Origin of the sequence: Cricetibacter osteomyelitidis, assembly GCF_004340985.1 — a bacterium.
GTDB classification, from domain to species: Bacteria; Pseudomonadota; Gammaproteobacteria; order Enterobacterales; family Pasteurellaceae; genus Cricetibacter; species Cricetibacter osteomyelitidis.
Map to the genome: position 1 here is coordinate 1 of NZ_SLYB01000014.1, position 10821 is coordinate 10821.

Genomic DNA, 10821 nt, shown 5'->3' on the forward strand with positions numbered 1-10821 from the left:
CTCGTCTAGAGTATTTGCAAAAAAATCAGGGAAAATGACTGCTTGTGTGGTTATCTGAAAGGGAATATCAAGAGAAAGGTGAAAAAACTAAAAAATAAACCCTCTTTTATCAAATTGCTTTGAAAAGCAAAGCGGGAGTGGGTTTGTCAGTAGTCTGAAGCAAGGTCGAACCTTGCTTTTTTATCTTGAAAAAACGAATTAACGTTTTGGTGAATAATATCCGCCCATTGCACTATAAATCGCATTTTCGTTAGATAACGCACTGTATTTCGCATTTAAAATAGAAATTTGTGATGTTCTTTCAGTATTTAATGCGGTTAGCCATTCTCTTAATTCGGAAACGCCGGCGTTGTAACGGTTTTCATAATATTTGCTGACACGCTGATTGTAAGTATATTGCTTGCGTAAATTCTCGAAATTACGCACGGATTGTTGATAAGCAAAATAATTGGTATCAATTTCATTTAATGAAGTAGTGATGGATTTCTCAAAGTTTACACGAGCTGTATCATAAGCTGCTTCAGAGATTTTCACATTCCATTTTACATGATTCCAATCTAAGAATGGTAAAGTGATACCCACGGAACCCATACCGATAGGGCTGTTAAACGCATTATCCACTTTATTACCCGATGAACTTAACGAGCCGCCCAGAGTAATTGTCGGGAACCAGCTTTTTTGAGTTGCCTTAGCATCTTTGAATGCACTCATTAAGCGATATTGATAACCACGCACATCCGGACGATTAGCAATAGCCGATACCGGCACGTTTAAATTCACACCGGCAAACTCCACATTTAAAATATGCGGATAGCGTACATTTAAAGGTTCATTCGGTTTTAAATTCAATAGATTACGCAATGTTTGTTCAGCGGTTTTGCGTGCAGTTTCGTAGCTGATTAAATTATTTTGTGCAACTAAAATAGATTGTTGTGCTTGGTCGGAAGCAGCCGCATCAGCCACACCCTGTCTGAAACGGTTTTGCATTACGCGGTTTATTTCGCTGTAATAACGCACGGTATCTTTTGTTGCATCAATGGCATCATTTAAGTAAGCAATCTGATAATAAGTGACGACCACACTGTTAATTAGGGAAAGGCGTGTAGATTCCAAATCTTGTTGTGTTGCTTTGTATCTCCATTCGCCCGCATTCGCCGCATCGGCTAAACGACGCCATAAGTCTAGAGTATAGCTTACGGTCAAAGAGCCGCTATGGCTGATTGTTGAACCTTGGCCGTGGCCGCTTGTACTGGTATCGCGACTGGCTGATGAACTGGTCGAACCGTTAAATGCAGGCACTAAATCAGCACCTAATAAATTGGCGTTATATAAAGCGCTGTTGACCGAAATTGCCGCTAAAGCAAGATCTTTATTGTTAGTTAAAGCTTGTTGTACTAAGTGATTTAATTGATTATCGTGGTAGAGTTCCCACCATTTTTCGTTGATATTGTATTGTGCGGTAATATCCTGATATTGTTGGAAATCGGCATTGGCTTGATTAAGTGAATTGTCTAAATTGGCACAACCTGCTAATGCGGTTGAAAGTAATAGGGCTAAAGTTAATTTTTTCAGTTTCATAAGGTTTCTCTTAAATATTGAAAGTGCGGTAAAATTCACCGCACTTTTTGTTATTCGATGCTGTTTAAATTTATTAAACGATCGTTCAATGGGTGAAGTATATCAGCTTTTTTATTCTCTTGAAAGAGCCGTAATCGGATTTAATTGTGAGGCATTTTTCGCCGGCATATAACCGAATACTACGCCGATTAAAGTAGAGCAGAGCACTGCCGCCACAATAGAGAAGGTGGAAAAGACCATTGTAAAATCCTCTACAAATAGATTAAATAGCAAGCCGAATCCTACGGAAAGCACAATCCCCGTTGTGCCGCCGATTAAACAAATCAACACGGCTTCAATTAAGAATTGTTGCAGAATGTTCGATTGCCGTGCTCCGATAGCCATACGTACACCAATTTCTTTGGTACGTTCCGTCACCGAAACCAACATAATATTCATCACCCCGATACCGCCTACAATCAAGGAAATCACTGCAATAGACGAAATCAGAAATTTCATGGTATTAGTGGTGGCTTCAATGGTTTGTTTAATCGTATCCGTATTCATAATGAAAAAGTCTTTTTTGCCGTGACGAACCGTCAGCAACTGAGTCAGATCTTTTTCTGCGGCTTGGCTGTTGACTTGATCGCTGATTTTCACCGTAATGGAATCAATATGACGATCACCGGAAATTTTGTTCATTACCGTGGTATAAGGGATCCAAATATTCAACGAACCGCTGTCCATGCCCATACTATTTTGCGAGGCAACACCGATAATACGTAACGGCTTTTTATTCACCATAATAATTTTTCCGAGTGGCGAACTGTTTGGGAACACTTCTTTTTGTGTATTGGTATCAATCACCACCACATTTTCGCTGTGTTTCACATCATTTTCACTAAATAAACGCCCTTCTTTGAGCGTAATCCCTTTGACATCAAAGAATTGCAAGCCAGCCCCTCTCACCGAAGCGGTATAAGACTGATTGCCGTAAGTCAAAGAAGCACCGCTGACGGAATTGTTTGGCGTCGAGCTTTCAATATAGCTTTGTTTGCCTAAAATATCGGAATCGTTTACGGTGAGATTTTTGGTTCTGTCTGCCCGACGGTCGCCGAATCCCGTGCCGTTATAAATATTCATGGTGTTGGTTCCCATTGAGTTGATATCAGCCAGAATTTTTTGTTGCGAACCGTTACCCAGAGCCACCACACTGACCACAGAGGTGATCCCGATAATAATTCCCAGCATGGTGAGCAAAGAACGCAGTTTATGGGCGATAATGGCTTTTACTGACATGCGGAAAGATTCCACAAATTGATCTTTATAAAAGCTGAACGTGCTTTTATTGATTTTCACCGATTCTGGTTTTTCTGTTACTTTGTCGGATTTTTGACGATCTTGAATGATTTCACCGTCCTTGATTTCGATAATACGATTGGCAAATTCCGCCACGTTTTTATCGTGCGTGACCAAAATAATGGTATGACCTTCTTGGTGCAGTTGCTGCAGAATTTCCATTACCACTTCGCCGCTTTTGGAATCCAATGCACCGGTTGGTTCGTCTGCCAAAATAATATCGCCGCCGTTCATCAAGGCACGGGCGATACTTACACGCTGCTGCTGACCGCCGGATAATTCATTTGGACGATTATTTAATTTATCGCCTAATCCGAGTTTTTCTAATAATTGAGCGGCTCGTTCCAAACGGTTTTTTTGATCCATACCCGCATAAATTGCCGGAAGTACCACGTTTTCCACCGCACTTAGGGTTGAAAGCAGGTTATAACGCTGGAAAATAAAACCGAATTTCTTTTGCCGCAAATCCGATAATTCATCAAAGCTGAGATGGCTGACTTCCGTTTCTCCGATTTTATAAGAGCCGGAGGTAGCGGTATCTAAACAGCCAATGATATTCATCAAAGTGGATTTACCGGAACCGGATGCCCCGATAATGGCGATAAAATCACCTTTCTTAATGCTGACATTGATATTTTTCAGCACTTGTACACGGTTGTCGCCACTGCCGAAATATTTGTTAATCTCTTTTATTTCAATAATATTCATAGATTTGACCGCACTTTAGAATATTCTTGGCCCACGACCGGCACCACCCACTTTTTCACCTGCGGCTACTTCCGATGAAATGACTTTTTCCCCTTCGTTTAAGCCACAAATAATCTGGGTGTTTACATCATCGTTTAAACCGATAGTGACTTCTCGTTGTTCTACTTGGTTTTTATCATCCAAAACATTTACAAACACTTTGCCGTTTTGTTTTTTTAAGGTCATTGTCGGCACTAATAAAGTATCTTGTACGTCTGCAATGGTAATGGTATTTTCAGTAGTCATGCCGATACGCAATTTTTTATCGGGATTATCCACCACTACATTGGCGTAGTAATATACCGCATTGGTATCGGTGACATCTTCGGAATAATCATTATCCGTGAGCGTTGTTAATGCCGGATCGATGCTGTCGATTTCAGCGGTGTAAACGGTATCAGGATCGGATAGGCTGGTAAATTTCACCTGCATTCCTTTTTGTACTTTGGTTACATCACCTTCTGCGATTTCCGGTTTAATCAGCATTTTGGTTAAATCGGCCACATACACGATGGTCGGCGTGGTTTGATTGGCGTTCACTGTTTGCCCTTCCGATACCGGCACGGATAAAATAGTGCCGTCAATCGGTGCAGTGATTTTTGTATAACCTAAATTCGTTTCCGCATTGGCGACTTCGATTTCGGCACTTTGAATTGAGGCTTCAATCACTTTAATATCCGATTGTGCGGCAGATAAGGTATTTTTCGCATCATTCAGATCGTTAAGGGAAGTCGCCCCTTGCTTATAGAGCTTACTTAAACGGTTATAAGCGGATTGAGCCACTTCAAGTGCGGTTTGTTTTGCTTTTAATTGTGCTTGATAAGAGATGAGCTGTGCTTTGGCCGTATTTAATGTATTGCGTTGCGTTTTAGAATCAATTTCAGCAATTAAGTCGCCTTGTTTGACATCTTGTCCGCGTTTTACATGGAGTTTTTCGATTTTACCGGAGACCTGTGCCCCTACTTCAACCAAGTTATAGCTGCGTACCGTGCCGCTGGCAATCACGGTTTTAGATAAGTTGCCCCGTTGTACGGTTTCCGTGAGATAAGCGGTTTTATTTTCATTGCCCGATTTAAAATAATAGATTCCGCCGGCGACAATCGCAGCTACCAATGCTAGGGCTAAAAGACCTTTTTTATTCATAATGTATCCTAAGAAAGTAGAAATTGATTAAAATTGCGCGAATTATAACGGGGAATTATTAAGAGAATCTTAATTTTACGGATTTGTGACCGCACTTTATACGGTTAAGTTCATAAAAGTGCGGTCAGTTTTGAGAAAATTATTGTGCCATATTCTGCACAGTTTTTAGAAATCCTTGTGCCGTGGTTAAAGCATTAAGTTTGCCTTGGGATTTTAAAATCATATCCGCCATTTCCCGCACGGCACCGTGCCCGCCCTTGAGTTGTAATACATGATCCGCCTGCTGTTTCACATAATCCATGGCATCACCCACGGCAAAGGACACACCACACACCGCAAAGGCAGGCAAATCTACACTATCATCGCCGATAAATGCGGTTTGTTCTGCGGTAACGCCTGCTTGTTTCATTAATTCAAAACAGGCGCTTTCTTTTTCTAATTTACCTAAAAAAGCCAAAGAAATGCCGAGTTCGTCAATACGTTTTTGCAGAATCGGTGATGAACGGCCGGAAAGTACCGCCACTTGAATACCTTGTTCCATCATCATTCGCAAACCTAAACCGTCGCGCACGTGAAAACTTTTAATGGCTTCACCATTGGCATCGTAATGTAGCAAACCGTTGGTGAGTACGCCGTCCACATCGCAGATAACCAATTTAATTTTTTTTAATTTTTCTCTGAGTAACATTAGCTGGCAAACTCCACAAGACCGACAACATCATTGTTGTCATTTAGCACCACAAGAGAATGAATTTTACGCTCTTTCATAAAGGCTTCCGCTTTGGCTAAGAATTCATCTTGATGGATAGTTTTCGGCGATGATGTCATCAACGCCTGAGCGGTTTTCTGCAAGGTTTCCGCCCCGTTGGCGGTGAGTGCCCGACGAATATCGCCGTCGGTAATAATGCCTTGCAGTTTATGGTTTTCCATCACTAACGCCACACCCATTCGGCCTTCGTTCATAATGGTTAAGCAATCGGTAAATGAAGTGTTCAATGTTACCACCGGCAAACGGGTCTGCATTTGATCTTTCACGCGAGAAAGCAAACGACGACCAAGACTGCCGCCCGGATGATATTTTGCAAAGTCTTCCGGTTGAAAATTGCGGGCGGTAATTAACGCTACGGCGAGTGCATCGCTGAGTGCCAAGGTGATTAATGCCGATGTGGTTGGTGCCAGATTATTCGGGCAAACTTCTCTTTCCACACTGATATCCAACACAAAATCGGCGTGTTTCGCCAGAGTGGAATTTTTATTGGCTGTGAGAGCAATGATTTTATTACCGAAATTTTTCAGGCTCGGAATCAGCTTATTGACATCGTCGGTTTCACCGCTGTATGAAATCAGCATCACAATATCAATAGGTTTTAACATACCTAAATCGCCGTGGAAGGCTTCGGTCGGGTGAAGGAAAAAGCTCGGCGTGCCGGTGGAGGCAAAAGTGGCGACCATTTTTTTACCGATTAAACCGGATTTACCAATTCCGCCGATCACCAAACGGCCTTCGCAGGCTAGGATCAATTTCACTACATCGGAGAATTGTTGATCTAAATGTTCGCTTAAACGGTCAATGGCTTTTTGTTCCACCGCAAGAGTATCGCGGGCAATTTGTAAATAATCCATAAATTGATCTCTTTTTAGCTGTAAAGTGCGATTATTTTAACTCAAGTTTCCGATTTACTCTATATTATTGCGTGAAATTCGGTTATACTGCGCGCCGAGTTGATCAGGCAATCGCCGGTTTATTGAAGCCCTTAACCGCCGCAAGGCAATCTAGCGGGACAAGTAAACGGGAGGAAAGTCCGGGCTACACAGGGCAGAGTGCCAGGTAACACCTGGGGGAGGCGACTCCACGACCAGTGCAACAGAGAGCAAACCGCCGATGTTCGTAAGAGCAGGTAAGGGTGAAAGGGTGCGGTAAGAGCGCACCGCGTACGTGGTAACACGGCACGGCAAGGTAAACTCCACTCGTAGCAAGACCAAATAGGAACCCAATCGGCTGCCCGTCGAGGGTTCGGGTAGGTTGCTTGAGCGTTAGTGTGAATTAACGCCTAGATGAATGATTGTCCAACGACAGAACTCGGCTTATCGATCAACTCACCAAATTTTCCGAAAAATGACCGCACTTTTAGCCCGCTGGGGTATATAAAGTGCGGTTATTTTTTAGCGGGTTTTAATTTGTCGGGGCTGCATCTTCAATTGGTGCCGGCGTATTTGCCGGTCGGGCTTGAATTGTGCTTGCAGGCACTGTCGATTCTGAACTTGTTGCAGCGTCGGTAATAATCTCTTTCGGCTTTAATTGGCAGAATGATTGGTTTTTATCCGCCCATACCGGAATAGTACGTCGGCTATCGCAATCCCAGCTGCCATGGGCGGTAATTCCCACCCATTTTATGTCATCCGGTTTTTGGGGCTTCAATGTTTGAACATTGGAGCGGGAAAGATAATCTTTATAGACCCGTAATGCTCCGGAGGCACCGGTTAAACCGGTTTCGCCGTTATCATCACGTCCCAACCATGTGGTCACCACATTTTCACCGTCAATGCCTACGAACCAAGTATCCCGGGCATCATTTGTCGTGCCGGTTTTGCCCGCTAAACGCAAATTCGCATAATCATTCATCAAACTGCGTGCCGTGCCGCGTTCCACCACTTGCTGCATGGCGTAAATGGTTTGGAATGCCGCTTCTTCCGGCACAACTTGTTCCGAGGCGGTGGAGTGCTCGTATAACACATTACCTTGACGATCAAGCACCGCATTAATCGTAGAAAGCGGAATTTTTCCGCCTTGATTGGCAATGGTTTGGTAGAGTTTGGTCACATCATAAGGAGAAATACTGTAAGAGCCCAACAATGTTGACGGAACTTTAGGAATTTTGACTTTATCCCATCCCATCGCTTGCTGTGTTTCGATGACTTTAGTTAAACCGACCGCACGACCGATATTGACCGTCGGAATATTGAGCGAGCGGACGAGTGCATCCATCAACATAACCGAACCGCTGTATTTTCGGTCATAGTTACGTGGCTGCCATGGGGGACTGCCTTTAATATAGATAGTAATCGGCTGATTTTGAATCGCAGTATTTAAACGGAACCGCTGCGGTTCGGTAAGTGCGGTCAAATAAATGGAAGGTTTGACTAACGAACCGATTTGGCGATTGGCTTTTAACGCACGGTTAAAGCCCGCATAGTTCACTTGCGTACCGCCTACAATTGCCTGCACTTCACCGGTATGATAATTTGCGATCACCATTGCAGATTGCAGGCTTGGATTTTTCATTTTAATTTGTAATTCACCGGTCGCCTTAATAACAGCTTGCTCCGCATTATATTGCTGTTTGGTATCAAGTGTTGTGAAGATCCGAGCACCTAATAAATTGCCGATTTTATTTTCGCCTAAGTGATGACGTAATTCTGCCTGAACGATTTGGATAAAGGCCGGATAGTTGCGGGTGATATTACCTTTAGGTTGTACGCCCAACGGACGCTTACTCAGAATATCATACAGTTCCTGGTCGATCATTTGATGTTCCAACATCAAACGCAGCACTACATTACGGCGTTCCAACGCATTATTCGGATTACGCCACGGATTATAAAGTGACGGACCTTTAACCATCCCCACTAACAATGCCATTTGATCCAGGCTGATTTCACGAATCGGGCGATTAAAGAAAAATTGGCTTGCCAATTCAAAGCCGTGAATTTGCGTATCACCGTTTTGACCGAGATAAATTTCGTTTAAATAGGTTTCTAAAATGCGATTTTTATCGTAACGCCAATCTAACAAAATTGCCATTAAGGCTTCATTGATTTTGCGTGTCAGCGAGCGTTCGTTGGTCAGAAAAATATTTTTAACTAACTGCTGTGTAAGCGTACTCCCGCCTTGCACCGTATGGCCTGCTTTAAAGTTGGCGTACATCGCACGAGCTATGCCTAACGGGCTTACACCGCCATGTTCGTAAAAACGGCGATCTTCCGTTAAAATGAGTGCATCAATCAATAAACGCGGATAATTTTGCAACGGAATAGCCAGGCGTTCTTCATTTTCCGATTGTAGCATTGCAATGAGTTTTGGGGCTAAACGGAAATCATCAATGCGGCGACGGGCCACTAAATCTTCAATGGCACTGAGTTTGTTATCGGTGAAGCGTAAACGTAATACGCGTTGGGCTTCCGGTTGTTGTGGAAACGGAAACGCCCGACGAATTAAAACAATAGTATTTTCTTCTTCTTTAAAGTCGCCGGGATTTGCCACTATAGTCGTTTGGCGATATTCGTTTTCCCACAATAATTGTTTAACTTGAGCTTGTGTTAAACCGTCAGACACTCGAATGGATTCTATTTTACTGTACACTTCCGCCGGTAAACGCCAAATTTGACCATCCATTTTGTTGCGGATTTTAGAATCCAAATACGCCAAATACACGGTCAACAGGCAAGCCACGGTAAAGCCCGCTTTGGCAATAAAAATAAGACAGGATTTCTTGAAAGTTCTTTTTGCAGGTGAGGTTTGTTTGTTATTTTCGCTTGCGTCTGACATAATTTTTTATTATTCGCTGAAATTTTGCCAAATTTTATCATATTTCAATTAGATTGATATGAAAAAAGGCGTACAAAAATACGCCTTTAATAAAAAATTTCTGGAAAAATAACCGCACTTTAATCTAAATCTCAAAAGTTGGACAAATAAACCAAACGGGTTAAGGTGCAGATTTCTATGGGTACTCTTCTGATGGCCCAGGTGTTACAACGCCGCTAGAAGTTGTAATTACATCTTCTTTTTCAAAGGTAACAGTCTTAAACTCAGGTTTTTGATATTCTTTTGTCATAAAATAACTCCTTTTACTAATTTATAATTTATTATTCAGTTTTCCGAGTCGGGGAATCTATCACATAACAAATGAGTTATCAAGATACTAGTGCAGCAAAAAACACATCAAGTACAATGTTTCGATTGTGTCTGACATAATTTTTTATTATTCGCTGAAATTTTGCCGAATTTTATCATATTTCAATTAGATTGATATGAAAAAAGGCGTACAAAAATACGCCTTCAATAAAAAATTTCTGGAAAAATAACCGCACTTTAATCTGAATCTCAAAAGTTGGACAAATGAACCAAACGGGTTAAGGTGCAGATTTTTATGAGTAAGATCCTCCTCCTGATGGCCCAGGTGTTACAACACCATTAGAAGTTGTAATTACATCTTCTTTTTCAAAGGTAACAGTCTTAAACTCAGGTTTTTGATATTCTTTTGTCATAAAATGGCTCCTTTCACTGATTTAAATTTAATCGTAGACTAGAGTCTATCACATAACAAAATGAATTGCCAAGATACTCGTGCAGTCAAAAAACACACATTAAGTACATGTTTCGGTTGTGTCTGACATAATTTTTGCTGAAATTTTGCCGAACTTTATTATATTTCAATCAGATTGATATGAAAAAAGGCGTACAAAAATACGCCTTTAATAAAAAATTTCTGAAAAAATAACTGCACTTCAGACTTCGCAGCTACTACCGATCAGTATTATCACAACCATCATAAAGTGGATTTGTTGTACCGCAATAACTATTAGAAGTTGTAATTACATCTTCTTTTTCAAAGGTAACGGTCTTAAATTCAGGTTTTTGATATTCTTTTACCATAAAAAACTCCTTTTACTAAATTCAAATTCGTTTTTTCGGTTTTCCTTTTTCTTGAGTTGAAAACTCTATTACATAGCAAATGAATTGTCAAGATACTAGTGCAGCAAAAAAATACACATCAAGTAAGTGTTTCCGTTGAGTCTGACATAATTTTTTATTATTCGCTGAAATTTTGTCAAACTTTATTATATTTCAATCAGATTGATATGAAAAAAGGCGTATAAAAATACGCCTTCAATAAAAAATTTCTGAAAAAATAACCGTACTTCGCTTTTAGCAGCTGCTATATATCAACATTAACATCTGGAATATCCGGTGTTACAACGCTGCCAGAAGTTGTAATCACATCTTCTTTTTCA

7 protein-coding genes and 1 other RNA gene are annotated in these 10821 nt (G+C 41.3%); 1 reads left to right on the plus strand and 7 read right to left on the minus strand.

Translation table 11 applies throughout. The annotated features are described in order from the left end of the window. Positions 1–198 precede the first annotated feature (198 nt). The 5 genes from tdeA to EDC44_RS07720 all read right to left on the minus strand — a co-directional run bounded on the left by tdeA (position 199) and on the right by EDC44_RS07720 (position 6429). A complete protein-coding gene (gene tdeA / locus EDC44_RS07700; protein WP_131977026.1) occupies positions 199–1578 on the minus strand; it encodes a toxin/drug exporter TdeA in 1380 nt (459 codons plus the stop codon). Positions 1579–1689: 111 nt separating this feature from the next. Continuing rightward, positions 1690–3624, minus strand: coding sequence for a MacB family efflux pump subunit (locus tag EDC44_RS07705; RefSeq protein ID WP_131977028.1), 1935 nt, complete (start codon positions 3622–3624; stop codon positions 1690–1692). A gap of 15 nt (positions 3625–3639) precedes the next feature. Beyond that, on the minus strand, positions 3640–4806 hold the full coding sequence (locus tag EDC44_RS07710) for an efflux RND transporter periplasmic adaptor subunit (protein ID WP_131977030.1): 1167 nt from the start codon (positions 4804–4806) through the stop codon (positions 3640–3642). Positions 4807–4945: 139 nt separating this feature from the next. Further along, positions 4946–5494, minus strand: coding sequence for a KdsC family phosphatase (locus tag EDC44_RS07715; protein ID WP_131977032.1), 549 nt, complete (start codon positions 5492–5494; stop codon positions 4946–4948). Continuing rightward, the gene (locus tag EDC44_RS07720) at positions 5494–6429 is read right to left on the minus strand and encodes a KpsF/GutQ family sugar isomerase (RefSeq protein WP_131977034.1); all 936 of its coding nucleotides are present in this window, start codon (positions 6427–6429) and stop codon (positions 5494–5496) included. Before EDC44_RS07720 ends, EDC44_RS07715 begins: the two co-directional genes overlap by 1 nt. 95 nt (positions 6430–6524) lie before the next feature. Here EDC44_RS07720 and rnpB point away from each other — a divergent pair. Further along, an RNA gene (rnpB, locus tag EDC44_RS07725) (RNase P RNA component class A) lies at positions 6525–6910 on the plus strand. Between the two features lie 69 nt (positions 6911–6979). Here rnpB and mrcB read toward each other — a convergent pair. Further along, positions 6980–9352 (minus strand): penicillin-binding protein 1B, encoded by a 2373-nt coding sequence (gene mrcB, locus EDC44_RS07730; protein ID WP_131977036.1) that lies wholly within the window; start codon positions 9350–9352, stop codon positions 6980–6982. 978 nt (positions 9353–10330) lie between these two features. Then, positions 10331–10462: a hypothetical protein gene (locus tag EDC44_RS13320; protein WP_279388373.1), complete on the minus strand. Its 132-nt coding sequence runs from the start codon at positions 10460–10462 to the stop codon at positions 10331–10333. Positions 10463–10821: the final 359 nt, after the last annotated feature.

Coding starts and splice junctions, on each gene's coding strand:
- tdeA (WP_131977026.1), bottom strand. CDS start 1,578: ATGAAACTGAAAAAATTAACTTTAGCCCTATTACTTTCAACCGCATTA.
- EDC44_RS07705 (WP_131977028.1), bottom strand. CDS start 3,624: ATGAATATTATTGAAATAAAAGAGATTAACAAATATTTCGGCAGTGGC.
- EDC44_RS07710 (WP_131977030.1), bottom strand. CDS start 4,806: ATGAATAAAAAAGGTCTTTTAGCCCTAGCATTGGTAGCTGCGATTGTC.
- EDC44_RS07715 (WP_131977032.1), bottom strand. CDS start 5,494: ATGTTACTCAGAGAAAAATTAAAAAAAATTAAATTGGTTATCTGCGAT.
- EDC44_RS07720 (WP_131977034.1), bottom strand. CDS start 6,429: ATGGATTATTTACAAATTGCCCGCGATACTCTTGCGGTGGAACAAAAA.
- mrcB (WP_131977036.1), bottom strand. CDS start 9,352: ATGTCAGACGCAAGCGAAAATAACAAACAAACCTCACCTGCAAAAAGA.
- EDC44_RS13320 (WP_279388373.1), bottom strand. CDS start 10,462: ATGGTAAAAGAATATCAAAAACCTGAATTTAAGACCGTTACCTTTGAA.